The 16,935-nt window shown below is 27.1% G+C and carries 17 protein-coding genes; 16 read left to right on the forward strand and 1 reads right to left on the reverse strand.

The features are described 5' to 3' along the window. From bvRMA01_RS05370 to bvRMA01_RS05445, 16 genes are all read left to right on the forward strand, one after another. Positions 1-184, forward strand: a 184-nt coding sequence (locus tag bvRMA01_RS05370; protein ID WP_247032676.1) for a hypothetical protein, incomplete at its 5' end; no start/stop codon positions are given. A 41-nt stretch (positions 185-225) separates the two neighbouring features. Continuing rightward, entirely contained in the window at positions 226-492 is a 267-nt protein-coding gene (locus bvRMA01_RS05375; RefSeq protein ID WP_247032678.1) for a hypothetical protein, read from the forward strand. Positions 493-1,198: 706 nt separating this feature from the next. Beyond that, positions 1,199-1,969 carry a ParA family protein gene (locus bvRMA01_RS05380; protein WP_247032694.1) on the forward strand — a complete coding sequence of 257 codons (771 nt, stop codon included), beginning with the start codon at positions 1,199-1,201 and terminating at the stop codon, positions 1,967-1,969. Further along, positions 1,956-2,528, forward strand: a complete 573-nt coding sequence (locus bvRMA01_RS05385; RefSeq protein WP_247032679.1) for a chromosome replication/partitioning protein — start codon at positions 1,956-1,958, stop codon at positions 2,526-2,528. Before bvRMA01_RS05380 ends, bvRMA01_RS05385 begins: the two co-directional genes overlap by 14 nt. Positions 2,529-2,665: 137 nt before the next feature. Continuing rightward, entirely contained in the window at positions 2,666-3,427 is a 762-nt protein-coding gene (locus bvRMA01_RS05390) for a plasmid maintenance protein (RefSeq protein ID WP_247032680.1), read from the forward strand. A gap of 29 nt (positions 3,428-3,456) precedes the next feature. Continuing rightward, positions 3,457-4,029 carry a DUF226 domain-containing protein gene (locus bvRMA01_RS05395; RefSeq protein ID WP_247032681.1) on the forward strand — a complete coding sequence of 191 codons (573 nt, stop codon included), beginning with the start codon at positions 3,457-3,459 and terminating at the stop codon, positions 4,027-4,029. 261 nt (positions 4,030-4,290) lie between these two features. Continuing rightward, positions 4,291-4,482 (forward strand): hypothetical protein, encoded by a 192-nt coding sequence (locus bvRMA01_RS05400; protein WP_247032682.1) that lies wholly within the window; start codon positions 4,291-4,293, stop codon positions 4,480-4,482. A 932-nt stretch (positions 4,483-5,414) separates the two neighbouring features. Further along, the gene (locus tag bvRMA01_RS05405) at positions 5,415-6,041 is read left to right on the forward strand and encodes a nicotinamidase (protein ID WP_283847938.1); all 627 of its coding nucleotides are present in this window, start codon (positions 5,415-5,417) and stop codon (positions 6,039-6,041) included. Between the two features lie 191 nt (positions 6,042-6,232). Further along, positions 6,233-7,165 carry a hypothetical protein gene (locus tag bvRMA01_RS05410; RefSeq protein WP_247032683.1) on the forward strand — a complete coding sequence of 311 codons (933 nt, stop codon included), beginning with the start codon at positions 6,233-6,235 and terminating at the stop codon, positions 7,163-7,165. Positions 7,166-7,774: 609 nt separating this feature from the next. Continuing rightward, entirely contained in the window at positions 7,775-8,044 is a 270-nt protein-coding gene (locus tag bvRMA01_RS05415) for a hypothetical protein (protein ID WP_247032684.1), read from the forward strand. A 292-nt stretch (positions 8,045-8,336) separates the two neighbouring features. Further along, complete coding sequence (locus bvRMA01_RS05420; protein WP_247032686.1) at positions 8,337-9,098, forward strand: hypothetical protein; 762 nt, start codon at positions 8,337-8,339, stop codon at positions 9,096-9,098. 443 nt (positions 9,099-9,541) lie between these two features. Next, on the forward strand, positions 9,542-9,718 hold the full coding sequence (locus bvRMA01_RS05425; protein WP_247032688.1) for a hypothetical protein: 177 nt from the start codon (positions 9,542-9,544) through the stop codon (positions 9,716-9,718). Positions 9,719-9,726: 8 nt separating this feature from the next. Continuing rightward, the gene (locus bvRMA01_RS05430) at positions 9,727-10,422 is read left to right on the forward strand and encodes a P12 family lipoprotein (RefSeq protein ID WP_247032690.1); all 696 of its coding nucleotides are present in this window, start codon (positions 9,727-9,729) and stop codon (positions 10,420-10,422) included. A 1,200-nt stretch (positions 10,423-11,622) separates the two neighbouring features. After that, positions 11,623-12,672, forward strand: a complete 1,050-nt coding sequence (locus bvRMA01_RS05435; protein ID WP_433996723.1) for a variable large family protein — start codon at positions 11,623-11,625, stop codon at positions 12,670-12,672. Between the two features lie 374 nt (positions 12,673-13,046). Next, a complete protein-coding gene (locus tag bvRMA01_RS05440; RefSeq protein WP_247032691.1) occupies positions 13,047-13,955 on the forward strand; it encodes a P12 family lipoprotein in 909 nt (302 codons plus the stop codon). A gap of 749 nt (positions 13,956-14,704) precedes the next feature. Further along, entirely contained in the window at positions 14,705-15,499 is a 795-nt protein-coding gene (locus bvRMA01_RS05445) for a complement regulator-acquiring protein (protein WP_247032692.1), read from the forward strand. 84 nt (positions 15,500-15,583) lie between these two features. Here the strand turns inward: bvRMA01_RS05445 and bvRMA01_RS05450 are convergent, their stop codons facing one another. After that, positions 15,584-16,864: a hypothetical protein gene (locus bvRMA01_RS05450; RefSeq protein WP_247032693.1), complete on the reverse strand. Its 1,281-nt coding sequence runs from the start codon at positions 16,862-16,864 to the stop codon at positions 15,584-15,586. Positions 16,865-16,935 lie beyond the last annotated feature (71 nt).

Below are 16,935 nucleotides of genomic sequence, written 5' to 3' on the forward strand. Positions count from 1 at the left end.
ATATTTAGATGATATTAGTATAAATCTTTCCCTTCAAAGAATCAAATATACGTTTATATGTTTTTATCACTTTAAGGCTTTCTTATTTAAAATAATTATATCTAGTTTTGTACTATTTAACAGTACTACTCTTTACATCGGGATAAAAAAAGAATTAATACAAGAAACAAAACAAAATGTTTAGGATTAAAGTTGCTCTTAAGTTTTATTAGTTATGATTTAATATTGAATTGTAAACTTAAAGATAAATTCGTTGATTCGCTTGATAAAAGTTATTCTGTATTGTATACTAATAAAGGAACTGTTGTAAATTTCTTTCTGATAGTGCTCATCAAAAAAACGAGAGGGAGGTATACACTAAAAAAAGAACTTGTTGCTTCTTTAATTTCTGTTGCAATCTTATCTAATATCTCAGAGACAAACTTATCAACGACTGTTTTACTAATATTTTCAATATCATTAAAATATTCTTCCTACATCACTTTTTTTTAATCTCGGTCTCAAACGCCAAGCATATCCAACACCATTTCTTAAAATGATACAAAACTGAAAAAATCTTTTTCCTAAATTAGCTATTAAGTTTAGAAACAAAGCTTTAAAACTCTCTACATTCCCTTTACTTACCTACTGAATAACAGTTCATTAACAAAAACTAAAATAATCAGAATGTCACTGTAGTGTTTATCGCAATAAACACTACAGTGACAAAAGATGCGCCCTAAGAAATGGCTATTAGAAATACTGTTAAAGAGCGATGTTTTACCCACAAATGTTACAAGTGTCAACTCACTTATTAAAGGAATAAAACGGTAGTCGACATAGTACTAAAAAAGAATGCTGGGAATCTAAAAACTACTAAGACTAAAAAGAACTAAAAAATAAATTAATAAGTTGTCTATAATAGCAAAGATAACTATATCACAGCAAACAAAAATACGAATTCTTAATAAACCCTCAAAAAACATTAAAATCCCAACAAAAATATATATATTCATTCAGCATAAATGCTAAGACAATTTTTCAAGAATTCGTTATTCTATCAAAAAAAATACAGAAGCCCTTACAAAACTTTCATTCTTTGATAAGAAAAGATAAAATAAATATGGAATATTAAAAAATATTATTAGATATTACTATAGAAATTGCAAGACAAACATATGCTTTTACAATAAAATTTATGCAGAGGAATGATAACCAAATGGATAAAAAAAGAACAAAAATAATAACCATAGCATCAATTAAAGGAGGTGTAGGAAAGAGTACTTCTGCCATTCTTTTCTCTACTATTATCTCCAAAAAATCTAGCGTCTTACTAATTGATATGGACGCTCAAGCAAGTCTTACAAGTTACTTTAATGAATATCTTGAAAAAGCACGAATCAATGTAGAAAATACAAACGTATATGAAATCTTACGAAAAAATCTGGATATTAATAATAGTATTTGCAATATAAATCAAAATTTAGATTTTATCCCTAGTTACTTAAACTTACACTTTTTTAATAACGATAATTTACCATTCAAAGAAACCAGACTAAAAAAAGCACTTTATTTTATTAAAAATACTTATGATTACATAATAATTGATACTAATCCAAGCCTAGATTTTACACTAATTAATGCCCTTGTTGTTTCTAACTTTGTTATATCTCCAATTCCCGCTGAAAAATGGTCTATAGAAAGTCTAGAAGCACTTAACTTTAAAGTTAAACAATTGGACCTAAACTTACCCATATATATATTAAACACCAGACTTAAAAATAATAATTCAAATAAATTTTACCTAGATATTCTAAAACAAAATTCTAATTTTATTGGCTCTATAAGAGAGAGAGAGGATTTAAATAAAAGAATTGCACAAAACATTGGCTTTTCTTTAAATGAAGACTACACAGCAGACTACAAAAAAGCATTAAAAAATTTGTTCGGTGCCGAACAAATTTCAGGAAGATCATATGAAGAAGAATAAATTTAAACTAAATAAAAGGATTATTGAAAGAAACAACTCTCTCCAAAAAAATATTAATGACATAAATATGCAAACCTACGAAAAATTAAAAGCAAAACTTAAAATAAACCTACAAGAAGATATCTACAACAAAATAGAAACCATGAAAATATTAAAAGAAATTAATGACAAAAAACTATTCAAATTAGACGGCTATAAAAACTTTAGCACATTTATCAAAAATTATAATCTGGCCAGAACTCAAGTTTATGCATATCTAACTATTGCAGAAGGGCTCAAGAACAACTTAATCAACGAAGAATCCATAATTGAAAAAGGAATAATGAACACATATTTTTTTCTATCAACTAAAGAAAATCAAAAAAAACAAAAAACATCGAATTTAATCAAATCAATTAAACTGCAACTTAAAAACCAAGATGCATACAACTTTTATAAAACAAACCAACAATTTACCTGTTTCCTTATGGAAAAGATCTTTATTCAAGACAAAGAATACATAAAAAAAACAAAAAAAGACTTTGAAAAAAGCATGGCAAAATCTAAAAAACAAACATGAAAATTCAATAGTTTAGTTATTATTTCAAACAAATACTGACTTTCCATGCAAAATTTATTAAACAAAAATATACTATTGACAAAATATAATCTTTCATATACAATATACCCATAGCTTTTTTTGAAGGGGTAAATCAATTGGAAATCTTAAAAAAATCTCATAACAAAGAACAAAAAAAATTTAACAAACATCAACATAAATTGATAGTACTAATATCAACACTAAATTATATGAACTCAAATTTAAAAAAGTATACCCAAAGTAATATACTTTACTACTTTAATAACAATCTAAAAAGAAATGGACAAAAAATTATAAAGATTAAAACACTACAAAGTTACTTATACAAATTAGAAAAAGAATTACAGATAACTATTAACTACTATAAACATCTAGGCAAGAACTATGGAACAGAAATTTATTATCAACTCAAATATCCAAAAAATAAATGTTACCATAAAATAAACTCATACTTTAAAATAAAAAGAGAAAAAAAATTTAATGAAAGGGTTTATAAATATCTGTGTTCAAAAAATATCAATGAAGAAAAATGGGAGTGTATAAATAACATAAATAATATAAATAATATAAATAATATAAATAACATAAAACTAAAAGAAAAATTAAACAAGACACACAAAAACCATAACTACAAAACCAATGCCATAAGTACAAACAAAAAAACAAAACCGATAAGAGAAATAAATAAAAATACTAAAGAAAATATCAGAAACAATATATTCAGCATATTACTTGAACAACTAAAGCAAAAAGCAGACATCAAAACCTTAGTACCAATACTAAAGCACTATCTAGATAAAACAAAAAATCTAAATTATGATAAAATAATTAATAATCAATACTACTACGATCTCCTAAACATACTAAGTAAATCCTAAACTAACTATCCTAAGCCCAAGGAATAAAAATGGACGACTTGTTCAAAAAACTGAAAAGAAGAGCAGAAACTTTGAAACTAAACACATCTCAAGCAAATGCTAAGAATATTTTTGACAAAATAGAAAAAATAGAAGGAAAGAAAATATACCACACAAAATTATTTAATGATTTTTACACATTTGGTGTCAACAGGAAACAAAAACAAAAGTTCTTAATAGCCCTTAAAAAATACTCAAATCCCAACAAAGAAAGAAAAATATACACGTTCCATTTGTTCAGTGTCAAAGGAGAAGACGATTTTTTAGGAATTCATTATTCTATCAAAAAAATACAGAGACCCTTAATCATTACAAATATAGAAAAAAATGAGTCTTATACCATAAGATGGTGTGTTTGTATGGAATTTAGATTTAAGACAGGTTCTATTATATGTTATCTTACAAACTTTTATTCTTTGATAAGAAAAGATAAAATAAATACTGAATATTACAAAAAGCTATTAAATATTACTCTAGAAATTGAAAAACAAGTATATGCTTTCTACAATAAAAATTTATCCGGAGAAATAATAACCAAATGGATAGAGAAAAAACAAAAATAATACCTAATATCTATAACATCAATTAAGAAAGACATAAAAAGAAAGTAACTTTGCGTCTATTATTTTTACTTCTATTACCTCAAAAAACAGTGTTTCACCGACTTGTTCAAGTATACAAGTAAGTATCACAATTTATTTTAACAAATGTCTCGAAAGAACGCAGGCTAATTTAAAAAATATAAAATTAGTAAAAATTATTTCCTTCATTTTAAACATAGATATTTGAAAATCAAAAAAATTGTTGTATAGTTTATTTAAGGTTTGATACACTTACGTATCACTCTTTCAGAAAAAGAAATTATAAAACCAATTGAAGGTTTTGTTAGAGATTTTAATTTTAAAGTTCCTAATAAAACCTTTAATTTTTTATTACTAAACAATCATTATGTCCTAAAAAAGTCAAAATTAGATGCTTTATTTTCAGTTTTAACATATCTAAAGTTTGACCAGTAAGATATATTTATATGAACTGTATTAAAAATGAATTACTACCACAATCAACAAAGAAAGTAATTTAATAAAAAAAGAACTTTTCCAAACAGAGAGTGATGAAAAATTAATAATGTCCCAAAAAGATACAAATGGACTTTAGATATTCATGAATTAAAAGAAGGTAAATGAACCCCATTGTATGGAGTTCATTTACCTTAAATAATGCAAAACCTTTAAAAAGAAACAACATTAATATTATTTGAATAAAAACAGACAAAAATGTAGTTAAGATTATTGATCATCACTAAATATAAATTTTTCTTTATATTTAGACTTTATATTATAGTTTTGTAAATTCGATATAGTGTTTTACAAAATTAGAGTGTTTACTTTTGAAGTTTTTATTTGTTTAATTAAACATAAAATTGATTCTATGAGAATGATAAAATAACTGTTTTTTTACAAATTTTATAAAGCACAAGAAAACCTTAAAATCAAGTTTGACTATGAAATACGAAAAACCATTTAATATATAAGTTAGAAGTTCTAGAGTGTTATATTATAGTGGAAAACATCATATTAATTCCCGAAGACTGTTTGAGATATTTAACCCTTAGCTTGCTTAGATTTAAAAATAATGAAAAACATTTTACATGTCTTATTGTTTTAATTTTATTCCTCTTATGTATTTAACAATTAGCTATATATAATTTTAATTTAGTGAACTTTCTTAAAGAAGTTAAATTAGTAAATTTGAGATTATTAATTGTAATATTAAAGGTATTTTTGTATTTTAAAGCAGATTATTATCCTATAATAACTTAGAAGATATAGAATTTAAGTGTTTTGATTTTTTTTTGTTCTTATATTAAAACTACAGTTTTGTATATTATATCAGGTATGAGTAACGGTATTTTAAAATAACAATCTTGGTACTGTGAGGAGAGATTATAATGAGTTTAATGGGAAGAACCCCTTTTAGTTTGAATTTAAAGAAAGCGGCATTAATTTTAGTAGATATCCAAAACGATTTTTTGGAGTCAGGGACTCTTTCTGTTCCTCAAGGTAATGAGATTATCCCATTGGTAAACCAACTTCAGAAATACTTTAAGCACATTGTTGCAACTAAGGATTGGCATTGTGAAAATCATGTAAGTTTTTTGAGTGATGCTAATTGTAAAGGTTGGCCTAAGCATTGTGTAAAAAATACATGGGGAGCAGAATTTCCAAAAGATTTAAATATTGATAAAGTGAAGGCTGTTTTTTTAAAGGGACAGGATGAGAATTATGACAGTTTCAGTGGTTTTTATGATGATTCTGGTAAGAAAAAATCAACAGGTCTTTTGGATTATCTTCAGTTCAGTGGAATTGATACAGTGTTTATAGTAGGCTTAGCGTTAGACTTTTGTGTAAAGGAAACAATAATTGATGCCCATAATTTAGGATTTCAGTCTTATTTAATAACCGATGCTACAAGAAGTATTTCTTCTTTTCCTGAACTAATAATTATGGAGCTTGAAAATCTTGGTATATTAACCTGTTTGGCAAGAGATATTTTTAACAATTTTAGTTTACTGTAGCGCCAGAAAGTTGAAATCTGTATATTTAAGTTCTATCTGTTCTTGTTGATATCATAAATTCAATCACGAATGTTTTCTAAAGAATTTTATATGCACATGTGTATAGTGTTATATACTGAGGGTAGTCCAAGTTATTGAGAATTAAAGTTTTAAAATTTATAATTTTGTAGTACAATGAAAAATTGTTATTTATGAGTGTTAAGATAAATCTTTCGGGTATTGTTATTTGTTTAGTTATTACCTTAAATGGTTGTAGTGTGGATAAAAAAGATAATGTAAGTATTCGATTTTACGAAGATGGTTTAGATCTGCTTTTGGACAACAATGATTTTGAGCAGAATGAGCCCCATATAGACAAATCTATTTGGCAACATGCTAAAGATAGTAAGAAACAAATAGAAGAAAATAATATTAATCAAACCGATATAGACAATGGTGAACAAGGAGCAATTAAAAAAGGAGTTTTAAATGATTATGTAGATATTCAAGAAGTTGCAAAAGTAGATATTTTGGAAGTGGAAAGGTTAAATGGTTATCTGTTACAGGATAGTGTATTATCCCCTATCCAAAATGATATAGACTGTATAAGTGAACGAGTAATTGTAAATGAGGATTTTAAGAACAATGATATAGTATTAGAAATAATTTTGGAACAAGATTCATTAGAAAGTTGTAAAAAAAGATTGGAAAACAACCTAAATGAAGTACAGAAAGAAGCATTAGAATTTTTAGAAAAAGCTTTGGCTAGTAAAGTTGATAAATTAAATAAAATTTTAGTCTTAGATGAAGATGAAATCAAAAATATGCTTGATATAATCAGCAAAAATTTAAACAGTATAAGGGAACTTGAATCTGTTAATGAGCTTATTTTAGATTTTGAGAATTTAGATAGCGGAGAACTTGCATTTAAGATGAATGATGAGGTAAAAGTAGAATATACAGAAGTAAAAAATGATTTAAGGGAAAAAATTGAACTTTCATTAGATGATTATTTATCTGTAATAGATGCTCATTTCAATGATGATGATATAAGATCTAGTGTAAATAATATCAATTCTATTGAAATTTTATCACCTTCGTTTGATTATAAATTTGCTGAATCTTCTTTTATAAGAGAAGATTAAGTTTATATATAGACTTTGTACAATTGGGAACTATTATTAGTTTTTAGATATAATTCTATACCTTTATAGGGTATTTGATTTTTTTGGCATTTAAAATAACCAATTTTATTTATTATTATGTTTTGCTTGGTGCATATGATTTTATTTTTGGTTTTAAGATTTAATCCTTTAATGATGATTTTAGGAAATTTGATTTGTTTTCAAGGTGTTGATGTTTAAATTACATCATTTGATATTTTTAATAGGTACGATGGATACAAATTGAAAGTAATCCTATTTTATTCTTTTTAAGAACATGCTATGCATAAAATTATGCAAAAATATACGATTATTGAAGTTATCAAAACTGTCATATTAATATTATCTCAATTGTAAATTGGGGTTCTGCAAGTAGTGAGATTTGTGGATCCAGATATACCATAATAGTAATTATTCATTAGACAGGTATTTGAAATACTAGGTAGGTATCATAAGATTTTTTGTTTCAATACAGGTATAGTTTACGAAATTATGTTTTTTGGATTAATATATAGTATATACTATATAAATGTTTTTAATTTATTATTATGAAAATATTTATTTTATTCTTACTTGTTTAAGGATCGTTGTATGAAAGTAATTAAGTTCCCTAAGAGAAAAAGCTTAAAGTCTGAGCAAATGGATATTGAAGATTTTATGGTCCAAGTTGATTACACTACTGCACAGTTGGATAGAGAGTTTAGAGATTTCCAAAAGCAGTATGGAACAGATAAAGGTCTTGATGATTGGATGGTTCATATAGAAAAGGAAACTCAGCTTAAAAATCAGAAAATTCAAGTAAGATCTAAAGCTTTAAGTTTGCTTTTTGAAAAAAGACTTAATGATAGTAAGAACAAGTAAAGATATAACCTTTAATTTTAAGTAGCCCATTTATCTTTTAAGCTTTTCATAATTTGCCTTTTTCTCTAGATTGAGATTTTCAATGTCTTAATGATTTTATATGAATTGATATAGGAAATTTTAAAGAGTATCTTAGCCTTTCTATAAGGCTAATTTGGTGAATATTACAGATATTAATGCGATAGAGGTAAAGAGGGAGAGAATTAATGGTCAAATTGGAGGGGTGTTTTTTTATTAATGTGTACTAGTATTGTTGGTATAGGTTGATTTTTAGTTTATATAGGAGATTAAAGTGAAAATTGTTAAAAATATTGTTTTGACCTTGTTATTTATAGTATTTAGTTGTAGTCATGGTGTGTTTAATAAGCCGTTGTCTGGTCTTATTAAGGATTATGCTGAGGTGATTTTTGATAGTCATAGGTATTATTATGTTGAAGAATTTCCTATAGATCTTGATTTAAAGTTTGAATTTGTAGATACTAAGTCTGAATCTACATTACGGGCTGACCATCGAGTATCGGGCAGTCATCATATTGCAACAAGAAGAAGTGTTTATGAGAGTAGTTCAGACAAAACTAATAGTTTCTTTTTTGGCAAAGTTGGTCTCTTGGTAGATTCAGCTTGTTTAGGGAAATTGGGTATTAAGACTATAAAAGGGCTTAATGAGCATTTAAAGAATAAAGAGTTTGATTCTTTAGGTGTCAAATTTGTTTTTGATTCTGGGCTTGATAGGTTATCATCAATATCAAATGGGAATTTGCTTGGCAGTCAATGTATTGTTTTTGGTCATAATGAATTGATTAATTACATAGATATTATAAAAAATAAAAAGAATAATAGCAATTTAACTTTAAGTCTTGCCAATAAAGATTTGCAGGATAGTAAATATTGTTTATTCCCTAAGACATATAATAAATATATAGATACTGAGAATAAATTTCTTTATGAAGGACAAGATAACAGTGATTTTCATTTTAAAATTAAAGGTAATGTAGGGCGTCTGTTAAGTGTTTTAGAAGAAATGCTTAGAAAGGTTGAAAAAGGAGAGTTATAGTAACTTTTCTTTTTTTTATACATAATGTGTTTTTAAGTTTGTTATTTTACTGTTAGGTATGTAAGGATTAAATTTTGTTAGTAAATCAATAAACCTAATTATTAAAAAATGGGTGATAAATATATGATATTGTAATAGTTGTGATATCAAAGGATGATAAAAGAGTAGGCAAGGCAGAATTATATTCTGGATAGTTATCCAACGTCTTTCTTCAGAGATATTATTAAGATATTTATTTTTAATTTTGAGTGTGTATGTCCTTTTAAAATAGCAGTGATTGCAAAATTTTTCTGCAATTTTGACGTTAATATCATTTTATTATTTCTAGAAACTTATTTTGATATTTGAGATAAATGGTGTATATACGCTAGTAATTATTGTAGTTCAATGGTTGAGTAATTTTATAACTTAGGAGGGAGATATGAGAAAGAGTGGCAGTATGTATGTTAACATTATTGTGTTTGCTATCATGTGATCTTAATATCTTGAATGAATTTTTAGTCAAATCAAGAGAAAGTTTTTTAGAAAATTTAGAAGAAAATAAAAAAGATTTAAACTCGATAAAAGAAAATCAAGAAGGTGAAGAAAAACAAGCAGATATTATCAATAATAAGGAGTAATATCAGACGTGGAAGTAGTTCCTGTGGTTCCCTTATCACCTGTTAATGCAGAGAGTCCCGTGTTTCAAAATTATCCATACTATCCTTTTCGAAAAAAAATCGAGATGAAAGAAGAGGTTTTAATACCGAGTACAAAAGTAGAACAGGAAGCGGACAAGGCAATTAAAGATATAGAAAGTGTTCTTAAAGGCTCTGGATTCCAGCAATTAATTGAGAATTCACGTGAGCTTAAAGATGAATATGAACGATTAAGAGTCGATTTGTATAACACTCTTTCAAAACTCCAAGAGAAAAGAAGTTTCAAAGGGTTGAGTTTAGGGAATGGATTTAGGAAAAATAGAATGGAGATAGAGAGTTTAAATCGTTGGTACAGTTGGTTAAGGGAAGAACATTCTAATTTTGAGAGGCTTATAAATGAAATTGATATTGCAATACAAGATATAGGGTCTGCAGAATTTTTTTTTGAGAGAGCACAAAAAACTTTAAAGGAAGCTATTATCAAAAGATTAGAGAATTCAACAAATTGGAGGCATAGATTATCTTATGTACCAGCACAATTATCTGGAGTTGCACAAAGTGATGCAGAAACTTCTCTAAAACACATAGAGTCTTATTCAAGGATAGGTGAAGCAAAGGGAAGGAATAAAGATATAGAAAAGCTTATTAAAGAAGTGAAATTGTATTTAGAGAGTCTTTCATGGTAAAAGATCATGTAAAGGTTCTTAAAGATACCTTCTAATACTAATGTTTGAAAAGGAGAGTTTTCTGTTAAAAGGAGCCCTCTTAAATTTTATTTAGCTAAGTTTCTAAAAATAATTACCTTTTAAATTTAACTATTAGCCTGTATATCTTAAGGGTCTTAATATGTATAAGGATTATTATTGTAAATTATTTTGGAAATTTAAGGGGTATATACTTTTGAATATGAACTAAAAAAAGAGATCCTTGAATCAAGGATATAAAGTGTTAAACAAAGCTTTTTTTAAGCTTATTGATTATATAGATAGTGATGTGAGAATAATTCAAGTCACAAGGATTTTATACGAATTTCATATTGTAGTGAGAACATTAAGAGAGAAGATAATGGGTTTATCGATTTTTTTTAATAAAAAATGGACATGCAAGTTCATTTGAACAATTAGTGTTCAAATTTCATGTTATAGCAAATAATTTAAAGAGAAATCAAAGTTTTTGTTAACAACTATATCAAAATATGATATAGTGTAATATTTCAAATAAAGTTTCTAGAATAATTTTGCCCTTAATTTTATATACCGAATAGTATTGGCAGATTGATTTGAAAAATCTTTTTCATTTTATCAAATTGAGGTTAGCGTTAAATGAATCAAAAAATGTTAGGGAATATTCATTAAAAAAAATACGTGAATATGCTGAGATATTGCTTGATATTATTGAAAAATTGTTTCTATTATTACTATAAGTTTTAAAAATTATATTTTGAAAGGTTGTGGATTGTCTTATGGAAAAATAATGCCAATTTTTATTGCTTTGCATATCAGTTGAAAATATTGAGAAACTTTTCGAGTTTCTCAAGTAAAAACATTTAATTTTCCTTAATTGTTTTTTAGTATTTCTTGATTTTCTATGCTTTCTTTTAAAGAATTGATTTCTTGATGATACTTTTACATTGCTATAAAAATTTGTTGTCTTTAATATATTATCAATAATATGGTATTTGTTATATGGATTATTTGATAGTTTAAACTATCTTTTGTAAAGATTTTTGATTTTAGGCGGTTTTATGATGCTAAATAGTGTTATTAGTAGGGCTCTTATTTTGGGTGTATCAGTTTAATATTCTCGTATTACAGAGATAACCAAGTTCTAAGAGTATAGTAAAGATACTGTAAAGAATTGTAAGAGTAAAAAGGAGGCACGTGATAATGAAAAGAATTACTTTATGTGCATTATTGATGACTTTATTTTTACTTCTTAGTTGTGGCAGTGGTACTACTAGTGCTGAGGATCCTAAAACCACTTTCTTAACTTCTATTGCTAATTTAGGTAAGGGGTTCTTAGATGTTTTTACTTCACTTTCTGATATGGTTACTGGAGCTTTTGGTATTAAAGCTGACACTAAAAAATCTGACATTGGTAACTATTTCACTTCTATTGAAAAAACTATGAACTCAGTTAAAGAGAAATTAAACACTGTGGTGGCAGATAATGGTAACTATCTAAAGATAAAGGAAGTTGTTGATAACTTTATCACTAACACATTAGACAAGATTGCTGCTGGGGCTAAGGAAGCTGCTAAAGGCGCTACTGGTGGAGCTGCTATTGGTGGTGCTCCTACTGCAGGTCAAGATGCTGCACCCGCAGATACTGCAAGTGTCAACGCTCTTGTTAAGGGTATTGGACAAATAGTTGGAATCGTGCTAAAAAAAGATGAGGGTAAAGCTGATGCTACTAAAACTAAATCAGACGAGCAAAAATCAATTGGTAAGTTGCTTGGTACTAATGCCGCTGATGGTACAGAAGCACATGCTGCTGCAGCTAGTGCATCAATAGGGGCTGTAACTGGTTCTGACATATTGCAAGCTATTGCTAAGTCTGAGGAGGCTAAGGGTGAACCGACTATTCAGGCAGCGAAGAATGCTGCTGAGATTGCTATTGCTAAAAAAGAAGCCGCTAAAACTCTTGATGCAGCAGAAGCACAAAAGGATGCGGTTATTGCTGCTGGAATAGCTCTAAGAGCAATGGCTAAGGATGGTAAATTTGCGGCTAAAACTGGTGAAGAAAAATCTGCTCATGCAGTTAATGGGGCAGCAGCTAGTGCTGTTGGTAAGGCTTTAAGTACTCTTATAATAGCAATAAGAGATACTGTTGATAGTGGTTTAAAGTCAATTAGTGATGCTCTTGCTACAGTTACACAAGAAGATAAGTTTGCAGATTCTACTACACCTGCAGAAGCTACAGCTAGTGGACAGTAACAATAAAGAATTATCAATAAACATAACTAAATAAAGTCATTTGAGGAAAACTATTCTTTTTATAAGATTCGTTTTCCTTTTTGAATTTTGGTGTATTAAATATTTGTACTAAATATAAAACAGTAACTTTTATTCACTCCTATGCTATTAGGTGTAGGTAATTATTATGAGATTAGTTTTGTTTAGTAAGTAATTAATTTTATTTTGTTAAAATAATTTTGAATTGCCTTTAATTATTACAGAATAAAATAACCGGGGTTTTATGAAATTTATTTTTGTTATTTAAATTATATGGTATATATTAGATTAAATGATTATTATATTTCAATATCGAGATTTAATAATTAAATAATCTAATATCCCAGGAGGGAGATATGAAGAGAAGTATTTTATCAGTATGTATGTTAGCATTATTATGTTTGTTATCATGTGATATGAATGCCCTTAATGATTTATTAAATGAAGTAAGGGAAAAGGTTTTAGATGAAAGCAAAGATAATAAAGATTTAAACCATAAACAAGAAAATCAGGAACAAAAAGAAGTTGTTATAGATCTTCTTGAAGAAGAAGTAGAAATACAACAAGACATGGAAGTAAAACCTGTTAATGCGGAATTTGAGGTGTTTAGGCAAGTGTATTCATACTATCCTCAAGAAGAAGTAATAAAAATAGAAGAAAAAGATTTAGTTCCAAGTACTGAATTCGAAAAGGAAGCACAAAGAGAAATTGAAAAGGCAGAAAGTGTGTTTCAAGATTCTGAATTTGCTAAATTAACAGGGGAACAGGTGTTAGGTCTTAAGAACGAATATGAGCAGTTAAAAACCAGTTTTTATGATATTTTCTCAGAACTTAATAATAAAATTCAAAATAAAATAGAGCGTTATTTTAGACGTAATAAGAGACAGATTAATAGGATACAGATACAGAAGCTAATTCAATCTTACAATCAATTAAATGAGGAAAGGTCTAATATTGATAGACTTATGATTCAAGTTGATAGTGGACTTGATGAGTTAGGATCAGCAAAATTATTCTTTAATAAGGCTAAGGTGACATTAAAAGAAGGTATTACTGAAAGATTGATAAATAAACATAGAAATTACTGGAGGTCAAGAAGAGGAGAGAGTGATTTAGTATCTAGACAGGCACGAAGAGAAGCAGAGAATGCGTTAAGTCAATTAGAATCTTCTTCTATTAAGTTAATTGAGGCAAAGGTAATAAAGAAAGAAATAGAAGAACTTATTGAACAGGCAAAAACTGTTCTAGAGAATTTTGCAAGATAGAGACTGAAAGATTTAAATATTTTATAACATTAGTATTTTTTAAGAAGAGTTCCTTTATAAGGAACTCTTCTTAATTTTATTTAAATAAGTTTTTACAAACTATATAATGATTCAAATTGAATAACTGTTAAATTATTTGAAGCTTTGGAGAGTAATTAATTTTTGAATACTGATATTGAGAGAGATGATTTATTAAATAAGGAATATAAGGTTTTAGATAAAGCTTTTATCAAGTTTGTTGATTATATGGAGTAGTGGTGCAGGAATTGATAGGCAGTGATATTTTATGTTAACGCATCATATTTTGTTGCAAGCTATAGTTAATCAAGAGGGTAAATATTTGTAAGGACTACTTGATTTAAAGAAATTTAAAATAAAAAATAACAATAAAGACTTATAGATAAAGGCAGTAGTAAATACTAGATATGTTTTCTTGGTTATATATGTATATAAAATTATACTAATTGATATTAATCTATTTTTGATCATTTTTATCAATTATCTAGCGGATATAGTTGTTTGTACCAAAAATCATAACTGAACAATATCAATATAAAAAGAATAGTTTTAAATAAATAATAATGGTAGTGTAAAACATAGTACTACGTCTTTTTAAGAGAGAATAAAAAAAAAAAGAGAATTTTAAATAAAATAATTTGTATTTTAGACAAAATGATATATATTTTAAATTAATAATGATTATTATATTAAATAATAATCATTATTAATTTCAAGGAAGGAGAATATTTATGAGAACAAACCTATTTATATTTACATTGTTAATTGTAGGATTAGTATCTTGTGATCTAAATTCTAAATTATTGGGTGATAAAAAAGGGAACAAAGATGTTCCAAAAGGGGTTGTAAATGATATTCAAGGAGATGAACCAGCAAAGGAAGATAAGGATGTTGTTGATAAGGAAAAGTTAATATCTGAGCTTAAAAAGGATACCGAAGGTCTTATTAAAGTAGTAAATAAAGATAAGGCTGAAGTTGAGGATGGAAATCAATATGAAATGAAGGATGAAGTATTTAAAGCAGTTACAGATGCTGTTAATAATAAGACATTAGATGATGATGAGAATAAGGAAGCAAGAAGATTATTTTATTCCTCTTTGGGATACGATAAAGGAAAAATAAAAGAATTTGCAAAGATTCTTAAAAAGATAGAATCAGATGCTACAAACAAGGGTACATGGATTAAGGATATAATAGTTGCAGGTAGAGAACATCTTCAATCTAATTTTGAGAAAGTAATTGATAAGTTAGAAAAGAGTAAAGATAAACTTGCTAAATTGAGTCTTGTTGATTTAAAAGAAGTTAAAACAAAGTTTGACGAAATTAAGTCACAAAGAGAAGCTTTTATAAAAGCTGTAGATAGTCTTATTGCATCTTATAAAGCAAAGACAGATGGTATTGATTCTGACAGTGAGAAATTAATAAAGCATGTTGAGAAAGAATATAAAGATCTAATTACAGTTAAAATTCCTGGAGTGAAATCAGTATATGATAAAATTGTAGGTGTGCTAGATACAATTAAGTAATTATTAATGATATTTAAATATAAAGGAAGATAGGCTTTGTTAAGCTATCTTCCTGTTTTTATTTAGAGTAAGTAAAAATCCTATTTATCTGGCAACAATACCTGTACGAGTAAGTAATTCTTTTACTAATGTAAGTTTTGAGTATGGATTTTTTAATGCTTGGTATGATTGGTAATCATCATAAGATGATGTAGGATATGCTTGGTAATCTTTGTTATTGAGTTTTTGTATTTTTGTAATTAAAGAACTTACTTCAGTTTTGAATTCATCTAATTTTGTCTTTGCAGATAGGTCGCTTTGTAAATTTCCACCGTAATCATTATAAGTAATGAGTATTGTAGCTGCATTGAAACCCTTTTCAATTTCACTTAGAAGTTTTTTAAGATCTGCTTCTAGTTTATCTTTTGTAAATTTGGAGAGTTCTTCTCTTGCCGTTTGTTTTTCATGTTCTTCAGCTCTTATTCCATAATAATTGCTTAATTTGATCCTATGAAATTCAACTTTTTCAAAATCATCTTTTATTTGTTCAGCTACTTTAAGTGCTTGCTCGACATTATCTGTGATATTCTTTATTTTAAATTTATATTGGTTGTCCAATCTGGTTTCTAGCTTAGAGTCTTCATCGTCATCTTCGTCAAATTCATATTCCTCAATTGTTATAGAACCGTCAGAGTATGAACCTGATATTATTGGGTTTGAGTCATAATGTGAGTTATAGGTATATCCGTATTGAATATTATGTGATTCACCATTTAATGCATTCAGAAAAGTTTTACTGTTGCCTGTGAGATGAATTGGGTGTGTAACTGTCTTACTGTTTTGATGAGAAGGATTATTAGTATTATTTTGACTTGGGTAGGTTGTATCATCATCTAGTGTTGATATGTTGTTGTGTTCTGTTGTATGAGTTAAATCTGTTTTTGCAGGAGTATTAATGACTATTTTTTGTGTTACTATATTTTCATCAGTATTTGAAGTATTGATTGAAGCATTATCAATAATGATATTACTATTAGAATAACTTTTACTTTGGCTTGTATCAGCATTTGTAATAGTAATATCTTTGTGTGTAGGCAAACTGAATTTTTCTTTTTTTGTCTCAGGTTGAGTTAAAACTGATATACTTTTTTGAGGTTCGGTTTGTTTAGGAGATATATCTTTTGTACTTTTGCTATTAATTTTAGATAGCTGATTATCACTAAAAATATTTTTCATGTCTATCTCACTAGTGTTCATCATCATGGAGTTTACTTTATCAAGTGTTTGTGAATACTTTGTGTGAATTTCTTCATCAGTAAAAAAGAACTTACAACCAATCAAACTGAGAAGTAAGGTTAAAGCTAAATATTTATTTTTTAAAATCATATTTTGCTCCTTAAAAGTTAATTATACTAGATAAGTATATATCAATTCTTATACTATTAAAAACTAAACTA

The organism is Borrelia venezuelensis, assembly GCF_023035835.1.
GTDB classification, from domain to species: domain Bacteria; phylum Spirochaetota; class Spirochaetia; order Borreliales; family Borreliaceae; genus Borrelia; species Borrelia turicatae.

Bases quoted from the DNA above. Each gene is read 5' to 3' on its own strand.
- bvRMA01_RS05435 (WP_433996723.1), top strand. From the start codon at position 11,623: ATGAAAAGAATTACTTTATGTGCATTATTGATGACTTTATTTTTACTT.
- bvRMA01_RS05405 (WP_283847938.1), top strand. From the start codon at position 5,415: ATGAGTTTAATGGGAAGAACCCCTTTTAGTTTGAATTTAAAGAAAGCG.
- bvRMA01_RS05425 (WP_247032688.1), top strand. From the start codon at position 9,542: ATGTTAACATTATTGTGTTTGCTATCATGTGATCTTAATATCTTGAAT.
- bvRMA01_RS05380 (WP_247032694.1), top strand. From the start codon at position 1,199: ATGGATAAAAAAAGAACAAAAATAATAACCATAGCATCAATTAAAGGA.
- bvRMA01_RS05415 (WP_247032684.1), top strand. From the start codon at position 7,775: ATGAAAGTAATTAAGTTCCCTAAGAGAAAAAGCTTAAAGTCTGAGCAA.
- bvRMA01_RS05440 (WP_247032691.1), top strand. From the start codon at position 13,047: ATGAAGAGAAGTATTTTATCAGTATGTATGTTAGCATTATTATGTTTG.
- bvRMA01_RS05445 (WP_247032692.1), top strand. From the start codon at position 14,705: ATGAGAACAAACCTATTTATATTTACATTGTTAATTGTAGGATTAGTA.
- bvRMA01_RS05450 (WP_247032693.1), bottom strand. From the start codon at position 16,864: ATGATTTTAAAAAATAAATATTTAGCTTTAACCTTACTTCTCAGTTTG.
- bvRMA01_RS05385 (WP_247032679.1), top strand. From the start codon at position 1,956: ATGAAGAAGAATAAATTTAAACTAAATAAAAGGATTATTGAAAGAAAC.
- bvRMA01_RS05410 (WP_247032683.1), top strand. From the start codon at position 6,233: ATGAGTGTTAAGATAAATCTTTCGGGTATTGTTATTTGTTTAGTTATT.
- bvRMA01_RS05395 (WP_247032681.1), top strand. From the start codon at position 3,457: ATGGACGACTTGTTCAAAAAACTGAAAAGAAGAGCAGAAACTTTGAAA.